This is a genomic window from Streptococcus sp. 2100, from assembly GCF_013276335.1.
Classification (GTDB): domain Bacteria; phylum Bacillota; class Bacilli; order Lactobacillales; family Streptococcaceae; genus Streptococcus; species Streptococcus pseudopneumoniae.
The window spans coordinates 1-14,274 of the sequence record NZ_VMKV01000014.1 but is presented as its reverse complement, the minus strand read 5'-3'; the positions used below and the strand labels follow the sequence as shown (position 1 = coordinate 14,274).

Annotated in this window: 14 protein-coding genes and 2 pseudogenes; 4 read left to right on the top strand and 12 right to left on the bottom strand. The window is 40.0% G+C overall.

What is annotated here, in order from left to right; all coding sequences use genetic code 11:
- Positions 1–2: 2 nt before the first annotated feature.
- On the bottom strand, positions 3–1,382 hold the full coding sequence (gene glmU, locus HT669_RS02160) for a bifunctional UDP-N-acetylglucosamine diphosphorylase/glucosamine-1-phosphate N-acetyltransferase GlmU (RefSeq protein ID WP_055356932.1): 1,380 nt from the start codon (positions 1,380–1,382) through the stop codon (positions 3–5).
- 144 nt (positions 1,383–1,526) lie between these two features.
- Here glmU and HT669_RS02155 point away from each other — a divergent pair, with 144 nt between their 5' ends.
- The 4 genes from HT669_RS02155 (at position 1,527) to HT669_RS02140 (ending at position 4,366) form a co-directional block, all read left to right on the top strand.
- Positions 1,527–2,327: a glycoside hydrolase family 25 protein gene (locus HT669_RS02155; RefSeq protein ID WP_001231218.1), complete on the top strand. Its 801-nt coding sequence runs from the start codon at positions 1,527–1,529 to the stop codon at positions 2,325–2,327.
- A gap of 94 nt (positions 2,328–2,421) precedes the next feature.
- Complete coding sequence (locus HT669_RS02150) at positions 2,422–3,264, top strand: DUF368 domain-containing protein (RefSeq protein ID WP_172933614.1); 843 nt, start codon at positions 2,422–2,424, stop codon at positions 3,262–3,264.
- Entirely contained in the window at positions 3,264–3,746 is a 483-nt protein-coding gene (locus HT669_RS02145) for an aminoacyl-tRNA deacylase (RefSeq protein ID WP_101514854.1), read from the top strand. The genes HT669_RS02150 and HT669_RS02145 overlap by 1 nt, the downstream gene beginning before the upstream one ends.
- Positions 3,746–4,366 carry a histidine phosphatase family protein gene (locus tag HT669_RS02140; protein ID WP_023932732.1) on the top strand — a complete coding sequence of 207 codons (621 nt, stop codon included), beginning with the start codon at positions 3,746–3,748 and terminating at the stop codon, positions 4,364–4,366. Before HT669_RS02145 ends, HT669_RS02140 begins: the two co-directional genes overlap by 1 nt.
- A gap of 343 nt (positions 4,367–4,709) precedes the next feature.
- On the opposite strand, the pseudogene HT669_RS02135 reads toward HT669_RS02140, so the two are convergent.
- The 11 genes and pseudogenes from HT669_RS02135 to HT669_RS02085 all read right to left on the bottom strand — a co-directional run.
- Positions 4,710–4,805: pseudogene (locus tag HT669_RS02135) on the bottom strand (IS630 family transposase); the annotation flags it as partial.
- Positions 4,806–5,111: 306 nt separating this feature from the next.
- A complete protein-coding gene (gene prsA, locus HT669_RS02130) occupies positions 5,112–6,053 on the bottom strand; it encodes a peptidylprolyl isomerase PrsA (protein ID WP_000727950.1) in 942 nt (313 codons plus the stop codon).
- A gap of 66 nt (positions 6,054–6,119) precedes the next feature.
- Entirely contained in the window at positions 6,120–6,833 is a 714-nt protein-coding gene (locus tag HT669_RS02125; RefSeq protein ID WP_007285038.1) for an O-methyltransferase, read from the bottom strand.
- 1 nt (position 6,834) lies between these two features.
- Positions 6,835–8,637, bottom strand: a complete 1,803-nt coding sequence (gene pepF, locus HT669_RS02120; RefSeq protein WP_000244148.1) for an oligoendopeptidase F — start codon at positions 8,635–8,637, stop codon at positions 6,835–6,837.
- A gap of 18 nt (positions 8,638–8,655) precedes the next feature.
- A complete protein-coding gene (locus HT669_RS02115) occupies positions 8,656–9,609 on the bottom strand; it encodes a competence protein CoiA family protein (protein WP_000495916.1) in 954 nt (317 codons plus the stop codon).
- Between the two features lie 72 nt (positions 9,610–9,681).
- Positions 9,682–10,446 (bottom strand): SAM-dependent methyltransferase TehB, encoded by a 765-nt coding sequence (tehB, locus tag HT669_RS02110; protein ID WP_007285037.1) that lies wholly within the window; start codon positions 10,444–10,446, stop codon positions 9,682–9,684.
- A gap of 110 nt (positions 10,447–10,556) precedes the next feature.
- Positions 10,557–11,024, bottom strand: coding sequence for an SsrA-binding protein SmpB (gene smpB, locus HT669_RS02105; RefSeq protein WP_001051744.1), 468 nt, complete (start codon positions 11,022–11,024; stop codon positions 10,557–10,559).
- Entirely contained in the window at positions 10,987–13,341 is a 2,355-nt protein-coding gene (gene rnr, locus HT669_RS02100; protein WP_055356930.1) for a ribonuclease R, read from the bottom strand. Before rnr ends, smpB begins: the two co-directional genes overlap by 38 nt.
- A 261-nt stretch (positions 13,342–13,602) precedes the next feature.
- Positions 13,603–13,836, bottom strand: a complete 234-nt coding sequence (secG, locus tag HT669_RS02095; RefSeq protein ID WP_000282517.1) for a preprotein translocase subunit SecG — start codon at positions 13,834–13,836, stop codon at positions 13,603–13,605.
- A 39-nt stretch (positions 13,837–13,875) separates the two neighbouring features.
- Positions 13,876–14,025, bottom strand: coding sequence for a 50S ribosomal protein L33 (gene rpmG / locus HT669_RS02090; protein WP_001809104.1), 150 nt, complete (start codon positions 14,023–14,025; stop codon positions 13,876–13,878).
- Between the two features lie 36 nt (positions 14,026–14,061).
- Positions 14,062–14,169, bottom strand: a pseudogene (locus tag HT669_RS02085) (IS5/IS1182 family transposase); the annotation flags it as partial.
- Positions 14,170–14,274: the final 105 nt, after the last annotated feature.

Here is a 14,274-nt window from a genome sequence, read left to right as displayed (position 1 = left end):
TCCTACTGATTCTTAGGATGATGAGGAAGACGTGTTGCATATTCGTCTTTATTGACCTGACGACCGCGACCAATAGCAATCGCATCCGCTGGCACATCTTTAGTAATAGTTGAACCAGCCCCAACGAGGGAATTGTCACCAAGTTCTACTGGCGCAATAATGGTTGAATTTGAACCAACAAAGACATTGTTGCCAATGACTGTCTTGTATTTGTTTTTGCCGTCATAGTTGACTGTAATGGTTCCTGCACCAAAATTAACCTTGCTACCCACTTCACAGTTTCCGATATAAGTCAAATGACCAGCCTTGCTATTCTCACCGATAGAAGACCCTTTAACCTCAACAAAGTTTCCAATATGAACTTGGGCACCCAGACTTGAACCTGGACGAATGTGGGCATAAGGACCGACTGTCACACCGTCTGCAACACTACTTTCCTCAATCATAGAATTGGTAATAATCGCTCTTGCTCCGATAGTGCTATTCACTACATAAGTACCATTTGTCAAAACAGTCTCAGCACCAATTTTCGTTTGCCCCTTCAAGGTAACATTGGCTTCGATTTGAACTTCAGGCGCAATCTCAACATCAATATCAATATAAGTTGCCTCTGGATTGACAAAGCTAACACCGTTGACCATGTGTTTATGATTGATACGACGACGCATGACTGACTCAGCAGTCGCAAGAGCCACACGGTCATTTACACCAAGACTTTCATCAAAATCTTTCAAAGTATAAGCACCAACTTTTTCACCGGCTTCACGGAAAATGCCAATGACATCTGTGATATAGTATTCTCCTTGAGCATTGTTGGTATTGATATTTTTCAAAGCCTCAAACAAACGTTCGTTGTCAAAAACGTATGTTCCAGTGTTGATTTCCTTGATTTGTTTTTCAAAATCTGTGGCATCCTTTTGCTCAACAATACGAAGAACCTCAGCATTGTCATTACGAACAATTCGTCCATAGCCAAAAGGATTATCCGTTTCAGCAGTCAAGATAGTGGCCACATTTTTATGATTGATGTGGAAATCAATCAAGTTTTTCAAACTTTCACCAGTGATTAAAGGAGTATCTCCTGCAATGACCAAGGTGTGACCGGACAAACCTTCTAAGATTGGCTCTGTCATCATAACTGCATGGCCTGTCCCTAACTGTTCAGATTGAGTCACAAATTCTGTCTGTCCAGCCAAGACCTCCTCAACCAATTCTGCCTTGTGTCCTACAACTGTTACTGTCTTTTCAGGTTGGATAGCTCCCACACTACGGAAAACATGTTCCAGCATAGAAATACCCGCAACATTGTGCAACACTTTTGGCAAATCAGATTTCATGCGAGTCCCTTTACCCGCTGCTAAAATAATGGCAAAATTTGACATAATCTTCTCTTTTCTGTAGAAATTCCCTTTTATTATACCATATTTCAAATCATTCCGCGCCCTTGAATGAAAAAATGCTCCAAAGTCCTTTCCTTAACCCATTTTTTTTGATTTTTTTTCATTTTTAAGGTAAAATTATGAGATATGAGAAAACAAATTCATCCACTTATTTTATTTGGTTTTTTTGGGATTATGATGTTCATTTTAATCATCAATCGCCCACTTAATGACAACCAATCCTTTAAAACAAAATCCAATATAGCACAGATTGAAGCACAGGCTTTGAAACACTTAGACAAACCGATTATTGACCTCTCTGGCTGGCAGCGTCCTGAGGAAATCAACTACGATGCCCTCTCACAAAATATTTCAGGCGCTATTGTTCGTGTTCACAGTGGTGCTCAAACGACAAAAGAAAATGATGCTTCCTTTATCAATGGAATAGATAAGGCCTATAAGAGTCATATCACTGAACTTCAAAAGCGGAATGTCCCAGTTGCTGTCTACGCTTATGTCGCTGGAAAAAGTGTCCAAGAAATGGAAAAGGCTGCCGAAGTTTTCTACAATGCTGCCTCTCCTTACAGCCCTAGTTACTATTGGCTTGACGTGGAAGACAAAACCATGTCTAATATGAACGAAGGTGTCGAAAACTTTCGAGCAAAACTAGCATCACTAGGTGCTAAAAACATCGGCATCTACGTTGGTGTCTACTTCATGGAAGAACACAGTATTGATACAGGCAAGTTTACCTCTGTTTGGATTCCGTCCTACGGCTCAGACTCAGGATTTTTGGAGAGCAGTCCTAAAACTGATTTAGATTATGATATTCACCAATACACATCTAAAGGAAAAATTGCCGGCTTTGACCACGATTTAGATATCAACGTTATCTCTCCCTTAAAAAATAAAGAAGAAACCTTTCGAAAGCTTTTTTTAAAACCTTAAAAGCATTTGTTTATCATTTGCTTTTTCTTTTTGTGTCTGATTGTGATACAATATAGTAAGGATTTTTTGAAATAGAAATAGTTGGAGGAACTATATGCTCTCATGGTTAGCACGCGTTATTAAAGGGATTGTAATTGCTCTTGGATTTATCCTACCGGGAATTTCCGGAGGGGTTCTAGCAGCAATCTTAGGAATCTATGAACGAATGATTGGCTTTCTGGCCCATCCCTTTAAAGACCTTAAAGAAAATGTTTTGTACTTTATTCCAGTTGCCATCGGTATGCTTCTGGGAATCGGCTTATTTTCCTACCCGATTGAATACCTGCTTGAAAATTATCAGGTCTTTGTATTATGGAGCTTTGCGGGAGCTATTATCGGTACAGTTCCTAGCCTCCTCAAAGAATCAACTCGAGAATCTGACCGAGACAAGATTGATTTAGCTTGGTTATGGACAACCTTTATCATTTCTGGATTAGGACTCTATGCCTTAAATTTTGTCGTTGGAACCTTAAGCGCCAGCTTTCTTAACTTCGTCCTAGCAGGCGCACTATTGGCCCTTGGCGTCTTGGTTCCTGGCCTCAGCCCATCAAATTTACTTTTGATTTTGGGACTCTATGCTCCTATGTTGACTGGTTTTAAAACTTTTGATCTCTTGGGAACCTTCTTTCCGATTGGAATTGGTGCAGGTGCAACTCTCATCGTTTTTTCAAAATTGATGGATTATGCCTTAAACAACTACCACTCACGCGTCTATCATTTCATCATCGGTATCGTCCTATCAAGTACCCTTTTGATCTTAATTCCAAATGCAGGAAACGCTGAAAGTATCCAATACACTGGCCTTTCTCTTGTTGGGTATGTCATCATCGTCTTCTTCTTTGCGCTGGGAATCTGGCTTGGTATTTGGATGAGCCAATTGGAGGATAAGTATAAATAATGGCAAAAAAAGTAAAAATCAAAAAAACATTGGTGGAACAAATCCTGTCGAAAGCAGGCATCCCACATCAGGGGATTCAAATCAATGCCCTGGAAGGAGAGCTGCCTCAAGGTTATGAACGAGATCAGATTTTCAAAACCTTGGCTCTTTTAGGAGACAAGACAGGACCGATTATTGGAATTGTCCCTATCACTCAACACCTGTCGGAAAAGAAACTAGCCAAAATTTCTGGCAATAAAAAAGTGAACATGATTCCACAAAAGGACTTGGAAAAAACAACAGGTTATATTCATGGAGCCAATAATCCTGTTGGTATTCGTCAAAAACATAATTACCCCATTTTTATCGATAAAATCGCTCTCGACTTGAATCAAATGATTGTTTCTGCTGGGGAAGTTGGTCATAGCATTATCGTCGCGCCACAAGACTTGGCTAACTTTGTAAAGGCTGACTTTGTAGATATTTTGGAGGACAGCAAGTAATGAAACTCTACTTTGTCCGCCACGGTCGTACGGTCTGGAACCAAGAAGGTCGTTTTCAAGGTGCTAGCGGTGATTCTCCTCTTCTTCCTGAATCCATTGAAACCCTAAAACGACTTGGCCAATATCTCAAGGAAATTCCTTTTGATCAGATTTATTCAAGTGATTTACCTCGAGCTGTCAAATCTGCCGAGATTATCCAAAGTCAACTCAAGACACCCTGTCCTTTAGAAAGTGTTCCGAATCTCCGTGAATGGCAGCTAGGTAAATTAGAAGGTTTGAAAATTGCAACCTTGGAAGCTATTTACCCGCAACAAATCCAGGCTTTCCGTACTAATCTTGCTCAATTTGACACTCAAATGTTTGGAGCCGAATCCCTCTATAGCACCACGCAACGGACAATCCAATTTATCAAATCATTAAAAGATAGTCCAGCTGAGCGTATTCTGATTGTCGGGCATGGCGCTAATCTTACTGCCAGTATTCGTACTCTTCTAGGTTATAAAGAACCACTTCTTCGTAAAGATGGCGGTCTAGCAAATGCCAGCCTGACCATTCTAGAAACCCATGATTTTGAAACATTCACTCTTGATACTTGGAATGATACTTCTTATCAATCATAATTATAGCCTAGTCTTCTGGAGATATAGTCAGTTGAAACAAAAATAAGACAAAAGAGACTCGTAAAAAGGTATTGCAACTTGCCAATACCTTTTTGATATGAACACATGTCTTCTCAATAGAATTGTAGAGCAAAATGAAATATGAACTGAATAAATTGATTTGAGAATTTAAATCAATTTATAAGAATGTTTTAGAAGCAGTGATGTACTAGTTCAGATTCACTTTTCTATACTAATACTCTTCGAAAATCTCTTCAAACCGCGTCAACGTCGCCTTGCCGTACTCAAGTACAACCTGCGACTAGTTTCCTAGTTTGCTCTTTGATTTTCATTGAGTATAAGATGAGTAGGGAGGAAGAGGTAAAAGTTTATGCCCAAACTCTTCACATAAGAACTCTAGCTTACCCATTCTATGGAATCTTGCATTATCCATTAAAACTTCCAACTCATACTCTTCTAAAATCTATTCAAACCACGTCAGCTTCACATTATATATGTTGGTGACCTCATAAGACTTATCTGCAACCTCAAAGCTGTTCTTTGAGCAGCCTACAGCTAGCTTCCTAGTTTAATCTTTGCTTTTCACTGAGTATTAAGTTAAAAAATGGGGCTAGTCAAAAAGTCTTTAAAATCAAAAAACGCATAATATCAGGTATTGAAAACCTTGTACTATGCGTTTTATTGTGGGAAGATTTACTTCATTTTTTCCTGAAGTCGAGTTTTTTCCCTGACTTATTGATTTGGACTATTCGTTTGATGTACTACTGCTTGAGCTTGAATCTCCACCACCGATATATTGGGTAAAGATATTTTGGAAGGCTTGGTCCTTAACCTTGATATTGACTGCTTGCAATTCTTTTCCGATAATGCTTTGAACAAATGTTGAATCATTTTGTTTTTGAGTCAAGATAACAGTTTTTAATTTTTCTTTGTAGTCATCAATATTAGATGATTTTTCTGTTTTCTTAATGAGTTTTACAATGTAATATTGGCTACTGTAGGCTTGTGTGCCAGTTGCTGTAATCACATCAGAAACGCCGTTTACATCTAAAGCGAAAGCGGCTTTCTTGACTTGCTCAGGTACTTCCGTTGAAGCAGAATCAAAGGTAATTTCTCCACCATTTTCTTTTGTTTTTTCATCAGTTGAGTTATCTTTGGCTAATTGAGCAAAATCAGCACCTTCTGCCTTGGCTTTTTCGAGAACTTCTTTGGCCTTGTCTTCATTGTCCAAACGGATGATTTGAGCCGTTACATCTGGAGTGTATTCGTCAAAGGCCTTCTTGTAAGCATCATCTGTCAATTCAGCTTCTGCTGCCTTCTTAACTGCCAACTCAACTAATTTACTTGTACGAATTTGAGCTTTACGTGTTTCAAGAGTCATACCTGCTTGTGACAAGACACGTTGGTAGTTTTCACCATATTGTTTTTCTTCTTCGGCAATAGTATCATCAACCTCTTTATCATCAAGCTCTGAGCCATATTGTTTTTCAAAAACTTTTTGGATGGTCATATTTAACAAGACTTGTTGGGCTGAAGGGTTGCTTTTCACTTGCTCATAAAATTGATGTTCTGTGATGACATCCCCTTTCATGCTGATAAGGTCTGCCCCTTCTGAACCTTTCGAACAAGCTGCTAAAGTTGCTACTGATAATAGTGTAATGGCACCTGCCAATAGTTTTTTCTTCATGTCTACTCCTTTGAGATAAGTGTTACTCTATCTATTTTACTATATTTTCTTAAATTTTTCTGAAAATCATTCGCTGTCAGGCAATTGAACATCTGCTACATTTTTACGAAGCATGAGAATGCCGTCCCCCAGAGGTACTAATGTTGCGGTGAGTCCTGGATTGTCTAAGGTTGCATCAAATAGTCTTTGAAGTCCTCGATAAATGGTTCGCTGGCCACGACGAACTTCCATAATGTCCTTGGCAACATCACCACCTTGAAAAATATCATCCAAGACAACCACACCTCCAACTTCCAAATGTTTGAGGATTTCTGGCAGAAAGACGATGTATTTAGACTTGGCAGAATCCATAAAGACGAAATCATAAGACTCTGTCAGTGTAGATAAGACGTCTACCGCATCTCCCTCTAGGAGAGTGATTTGCTTGCGACTGTCAAACTGGGCAAAATTTTCCTTGGCAAAACCAATCATTTCTGGATTACGGTCAATGGTTGTAATCTTAGCATTTGGCGCATGCTCTGCCATCAAGAGAGCTGAAAAACCGATAGCCGTCCCAATTTCCAGAATGTTTTTAGGTTGCATGGTTTCCATGAGAAACCTGAAATAAACAACCGTTTCATGGGGAATAATGGGAATATTTTCCTTGCGGGCAAAGTCTTCCAATTCTTTCAAGGAACCTGTGACTTGCTTTTGACGCTGACGCATCAAGTCTACAATTTCTTCCTTGACGACAGGGCGACGCATGTTATGGTTGGCATTTTTACTATACGATTCAACCATCTTACGCCAATCCCAATTTTTCAACAAGGGCTTCAAACTCATTCAAACGACGTTCAAAGACTGCAAAGGCATCGTTGAGATAGTCTTCCTTCTCCATATCAACGCCAGCTTTTCTCATGACATTAAGTGGATAGTCAGATTTACCTGCCTTGAGGTAGTCGATATAGCGGTCACGGTCTTCTTGACTACCATGGACAATTTTTTCAGCCAAGGCTGAGGCCGCCGCAAAGCCTGTTGAATATTGGTATACATAGTAGTTATAGTAGAAGTGTGGAATCCGAGCCCACTCGTATTGGATTTCCGGATTGTCTTCCTTACTCAAACCATAATACTCTTGGTTCAAGTCAGCATAGAGTTTATTTAAGAAATCGCTTGTCAAGACTTCACCATTTTGATCCGCTTGGTGAATCGCGTGTTCAAACTCAGCAAATTGAGTTTGGCGGAAAACTGTCCCACGGAAACCGTCTAGGAAGTTATTGAGAATAGCAAAGCGCGTTGCATCGTCTTCCACTTCTTCCAATAATTTCTCCGTCAAGATATTTTCATTGGTCGTTGAGGCAATCTCAGCCAAGAAGATCGAATAATCTCCGTAAACATAAGGTTGCGTTTCACGAGTATAGCTTGAATGCATACTGTGACCTGTTTCATGAACAAGAGTAAAGAGATTGTCCAGATTGTCCTGCCAGTTAAGAAGCATAAAGGCATTGGTATCGTAAGAACCACCAGAATAGGCACCTGAACGCTTTCCTTGGTTTTCGTAAACATCAATCCAACGCTCGCTGAAGGCACGTTTAACACGGCTCAAGTAATCCTCACCCAAGACTGCCAAGGCATCTTCTGCTTTTCTCAAGGCTTCTTGGTAGGTAAAACTATATTCAACAGATGAAAGTGGTGTGTAGACATCGTACATCTTGAGATCTGAAATTCCCAAGATTTTTGAACGAAGTTCAAGGTAACGATGCAAGAGTGGCAAATGCTTGCGAACTGCTGCTACCAAATTGTCATAAACATTTTCTGGAACAAAATTAGCCGCTAGGGCTGCATGACGAGCGCTCTTGTAGTTGCGAACTTTAGCACGATAGTTTTGCACCTTAACATTGGTTTGCAAGGTTTTAGCATAGGTGTGTTGGAATTGTTCGTAAGTCGCATAAAGGGCTTGATAGGCCCCACGGCGAATCTCACGATTTTTAGACTCCATCAAACGTGTGTAGGTCCCATGAGATAGCTGAACTTCCTTACCATCATCGTCGAGGACATAAGGGAACACAATATCCGCATTGTCCAAAATAGCGAAGGTTTCGCTTGCTGAACCAAAGATTTCTCCAGCTCCAGCTAATAATTCTTCTTCGCGTTGTGAAAGAACATGATCCTTTCCTTGCAAAAGCTTGTCAAAATAGTGTTGATAAACCTGCAATTTTGGTTGAGACTCTAAAAAGTCAGCATACTGCTTTTCACTAATTTCCATAAATTCAGGATCATAGAATGAAAAGGCTTGGTCTAGCTGACTATAGAGTGTCATTGCTTTGGCATAGTACTCTTGATACTTAGCTTCACGTGTATCCTGATCATTCTTCATATGAGCATAAACGTAAAGCTTCTCCATCTGGCGTTCCATTTCAAGAGAAAATTCAGTAATTTCGAGTAGGCTATCCGCACTATCCAAGAGATGGCCTTCATACTGGGCTACTGTCTCCAGCTGTTCTGTTAAATCTTTTAAGGCTTCTTCCCAAGCCTGGTCAGTTGGGTAGATCGTTGATAGATCCCATGTATCTTTTTCATTTATTTCGTTTCTTTGTAATACCATTAGATTCCTCCATCCTTTCTATTCTACCATATTTTTCAAGAAATATTGCTGATAAAAGGCTGGTGGATAAAGCTTTTGCCAATCATTTTGAGGATTTTCTTGGTAATAGATTTGAAAATACTGATAATAGCTGGTCAAATCCTTCTCAATTTGGCAAAAATCACCTACTAGTGGTCGAATTTGTGGATACCATTCTTTCAGCCCATAAGTCAGGACATTTTCTCCCTTTTGATAGGCTTCTGCTTGTTCTTTCATCCAAATGGGATTTTGATAGTACAGTTGTTGCCGGATATAACAACAGATGTCCTTATCCTCAGAAACTGTAAAATGAGATATTTTTTGTTTCTTATAGGGAAAACGTAATATCTCCAGTAGACTACCTTGACCACAGGGAAATTCCTTGATTTGATAATGGAGTTTACCTCGAAGATCCTGGTGTATGAGATATTTAAGCCTTAAAATCTGCTTTCCCTTGTCTACTTCCCAAACATAAAAGCCCATGTTTTGACTAAAATAGAGAAAACCTTGTTGCAGACGAGTCAAACGCTCCTTGAGCCAAAGTTTTTCTCCCAGTAGCCACAGTACTTGGTAACCCTGGCTACGATAACCCTCACTGCGCTCTTTAAGAACTTTTTGTGGCAAGGGACTACATTGAACCTCTAAAGCTAGATTGCCATTTACAAACACATCCGCAATCTGTTTAAGTTCTGGAAGCAGGTATTCTAATTGAACCTCTGAATCTTTTTTCAACCAGTGATAAAGTGATTCCTTATTGGCCAGATGTTCTGAACTTTCATTTTCAGAGGAATAATCACAGTCTTTTAAGGATTTATGGGCAAAATGGGTCCGTACACTTGGTCCTTGACGCAAACGAAGCTGACCTCCACAAGCTGGGCAGGTGTATGCTTGCTTCTCAAGCTTATCCTCTAACACATTTACCAATTTTCCCCTAGCATCTCTCGCAACAAACATGATTTCCCTCCTTTTCTATATTATTCGTAAAAAAGAAAAAAGATCAGGAAAATTCCTAATCTTCATTCATTTTTATTTGATTTTCTTGGCTAGCATGGTCGCAAAGCGTAGTTGAATACGATTGCCATTTTCATCGCGACGGTGCAAATGGCCTGGATTTTCATTGTACTTAACCAATTCCCAATCCTTGTAATAGTCTGCCAATTCCCCTTCTTTAAAGGTGAATGGGAAGTTCACTGAGCAAGGATAATCCTCCGTGTCCATAGCACAAACGATAAGATTATAGCCACCAACACTGGTTTTATCCTGCATATTTTGAATAATAGCTGGAATGCAGTCTGCTTGTAGAAACATGAGAACAACAGTTGATACGATAAAATCATATTCTTGCCCAATGCTAGCTGAATTGATATCGTAAAGACCAACAGTCATGTCCAGATCTTCTTGCTCCACAATACTTTGCAAGATTTCAAGGGTCAGGTCATTTTGATCTACAGCCGTCACATCAAAACCTTGCTGGGCTAGAAAAAGAGAATTGCGCCCCTGACCACAACCCAAATCCAAAGCTTTCCCTGGTTTTACTGTCTGCATGGCCTCTAGAACCTCTGAATGAAAAGGATTGGTATTGTATTTCTTAGGGAAATAATCCTCAGGTTTACAATAAAATTCCAAGTACCATTCCACATCATCTGTGGCAGCTTCCACTCGGTGCCAGACTTGTGGTTGTGCCATGGGATTATCTGCCCCTGCTTCAAAGAGGTGTTCAGCTAGAACTTCCCCTTCTTCTGTCAATTCAATAAACTTGAGAGCTCCCTTCAAGACAGTAATTTTCCCCAAGTCCCAACTTTTGTATTGTGCTTTTGCTGAACAGCTTCAGGCATGGTTTCTTTAGTCTACAAAGGCATGCGTTTATAGGCAACTAATTTTTCCATTTTCAATTCCTCTTTTTATCGCTGATTAACAGCTTTCATCACGCGCGCGATGTCGCGGTTTTGCTCACGACGTTTGATAGACTCTCTCTTATCGTAGTCATGCTTCCCTTTAGCTAAACCTAAAAGAAGCTTGGCATAACCGTCTTTGATATAGACTTTAAGAGGAACCAGGGTCATTCCTGTCCCTTTAGTCTCTTGTTCCAACTTTTGGATTTGCTTTTTATGGAGCAGGAGTTTACGACGACGTTCTGGTTCTTGGTTCCAGATATTGCCCTCTTCGTAAGGAGCGATATGGACATTGCTCAACCAGACCTCTCCATTTTTTACTTGGGCAAAGCCATCCTTGAGATTGATTCGAGCAGCTCGTACACTCTTGATTTCAGTTCCAGTCAGAACCATCCCTGCCTCTAGCGTATCTATGATTGTATAGTCGTGGCGCGCCTTTTTATTTTGTGCGACGACCTTTCCCTCGCCCTTTGCCATGCTTGGCTCCTTTCTTAGCTACTTCCTTGTAAAAAGGTTTCTTTCCTTTTTTCTTCTTGTCTTTTTGTGAATGCTTGCGCTTATCATTTGAGCGTCCTGATTTTCTCTTATCTTCCTTCTTATCTGAACGACGATTTGAACCACGCCCTCTGTCACTACGATTAGACTGTTTTAAGCCTTTTTCAATCACATCAAACTCACTTGGGATGTAAGAGAAGTCAATTTCACCCGTCATCTTGTCGGCTCTTTCAACTCGGATACGGATTTGCTGACCTACACGGAAAGTTGTTCCTGATTTCTCCCCACGAAGAGTCAAATCACGCTCATTGAAATGATAAAATTCAGGTAGATTTGTGATGTGAATCAAGCCTTCAACTGTGTTTGGCAATTCAACAAAGAGACCAAACTTGACAATGCTGGACACAACCGCATCGTACTCTTCGCCCACGTATTCTTCCATATACTCAGCCTTTTTCATGGCTTCGACTTCACGCTCAGCCTCAATGGCACGACGTTCACGGTTGGAAGACTGGGTCGCAATCTCTGGAATCACTTGCTCAAAATGCTCTGCTATTTCCTTAGAACGGCCGTAATCACGAATCATACGGTGAACAAGAAGGTCTGGATAACGACGAATCGGACTAGTAAAGTGAGTATAATAGTCAGCCGCAAGTCCATAATGCCCGTGATTATACTCCGAATAACGAGCCTGCTGCATGGAGCGAAGAAGCATCATGGACAATACATCTGCATAAGGTTCCCCCTCAACTGCTCGCATAATATCTTGAAGTGCCTCTTGACTCATTTCACTAGCAGTCCCATAGATTCGAATACCGAAACTCGAAGCATAATCAATAAACTTCTGAACCTTTTCAGCCTTAGGCTCCTCGTGAATTCGATAGATAAAAGGTAGGTCCAGCTTGCTGAAATGCTCGGCAACTGTTTCATTGGCCATCAACATAAAAGACTCAATCATCCGCTCGGCAACACCACGCTGACGAAGAACGATATCAACAGGCTTACCTTGTTTATCCACTAAAATCTTGGCTTCATTGGTATCGAAATTGAGGGCTCCACGTTTCACACGCATGTTTTCTAGCCTTTCGTGAAGTTTGGCCATAAGTTCGATACTAGGAACAATTTTCTGATACTCTTGTCTCTTTTCCTCGTCGCTTGCTAGGATATCATTGACATCGCTATAGGTCATCCGATAGCTTGTCTTGATAACCGTTTGTGTGATGGTGTAGTTGACTACACGACCATGTTTATCAATCTCCATAATAGCAGACTGGGTCAGACGGTCAACTTGGGGATTGAGAGAACAGATGCCATTTGATAGTCGTTCTGGAAGCATTGGAACCACACGGTCAGTCACATAGACAGAAGTTGCGCGGTTAAGAGCTTCCTTATCAAGGGCAGACCCCTCGGTCACATAGTAGGAAACATCTGCGATGTGAACACCAAGCTCCAGATTTCCATTTTTCAAGGCCTTGATATGCACCGCATCGTCCAAGTCCTTGGCGTCAGCACCATCGATGGTAAAGATAATCTCATCTCTTAGATCCAGACGACCTTCCGTATCCTTTTTAGACGGAGCATCAGGCACACTTTCTGCTTCCTTGACAACAGCTTCTGGAAACTCGGATACAATGTCCATTGATTCCAAGACCTCAAGAACATCAATTCCGACATCTGTTGAGTGTCCCACCACATCGAGAACACTCGCGACAAAGAAATCATGTTTCTTGCTTGGGTATTTATCGATAAAGACCTTGAGAACTTCTGTTCCCTCCAGTTTAAGGGCTGGTTTCTTAACATAGATGAGTTGGCTGATTTTCTGATTTTTCGAACGGATATAGCCTGCATACTTAGGTTTTTCCTGATCCAGAACGATTTGACCTACAACAGTTGTCAAACTGTGTTCTAAGATATCAATAATTTTTGCTTCTGCTGCTGTTCCCTTATTGCGGTCAGCGACTTTCTTAATCACTACCTCAACGGTATCACCATCAATAGCATAGTTGACATCGTTTTTTCCTACAAAAAGGTCGTCCTCCTCGCCTTCCAGACTAACAAAGCCAAAGCCATTTTTATGGGCATGAAAAATCCCCTTGAGGGTAATCTCATGTTTTTTCTTAATTTCTAATGTCAGACTACCATCTTCTTCAAAGCGTATCTGATGCTTTCTTTCCATTAGGGACAAGGTTTTAATCAACTCACGAAAATCCTTGGAACTATCTTTTCCCAAAGCCTGAGCCAAATCATTAACAGTCACCTTTCCCTTATCTTGTAAATATTCTTTTATTCTATCTTTCATATTTTCTTTCTAGATTTTTTAATTTTCTTTTACTGTAAAACCTTCTCAAACATCCTTTCATACTCAATAAAAATCAAAGAGCAAACTAAAAAGCTAGCCGCAGGTTGCTCAAAACACCGTTTTGAGGTTGTGAATAGAACTGACGAAGTCAGCTCAAAATACTGTTTTGAGATTGCAGATGAAAGCTGACGTGGTTTGAAGAGATTTTTGAAGAATATAAAAACAAAAAGAGGCAAAGACCTAGTCCTGCCCATTATTTTCTTATCTACTTGATAATACCGTCAATGCTAAGGCAATGGCTAGCCAGAAAAAGACTAAAATCCCTGTCAAACGCTGCATCACAGCTTCGAAACCGCGTGCTTTACTGCGTTCAAACAAATCACCTGAGCTGGCATCAAATACATTGCTGGATTGGTTTTTAGTTGGTTGCATGAAAATCGCAATCACAATCACAACAGATAATACTAATAAAATGGTTAATAATAGGTTATACATATCAAACTCCTTACAATCCCTATTATTTTACCATAAAATCTACTTAGATTCAAGATGTAGGGTTACTTTTCTTTCCTTGGGACAATACTTTAAAACCTCAATCTTGTCTGGATGGGTTTTTGAATTTTTACTGGTTAGGTAATTGATACTGCCACAAGAGGAGCATTTGAGATTAATTTTTACTCGCACTAGATTTCCTTTACTTTGATTAGACTTCCTGCAAAACTAGAATCCTAGTTCATGATTGATAATACCAGCAATCAAATTCATTCGTAATCCGAAGTGTTTACGATGATTTCGATAGGTTGTTGAAGATATTTTAAACGTTTTTATAGTGAAATGAAATAAGAACAGGACAAATCGATCAAGACAGTCAAATCGATTTCTAACAATGTTTTAGAAGTAGAGGTGTACTATTCTAGTTTCAATCTACTATAC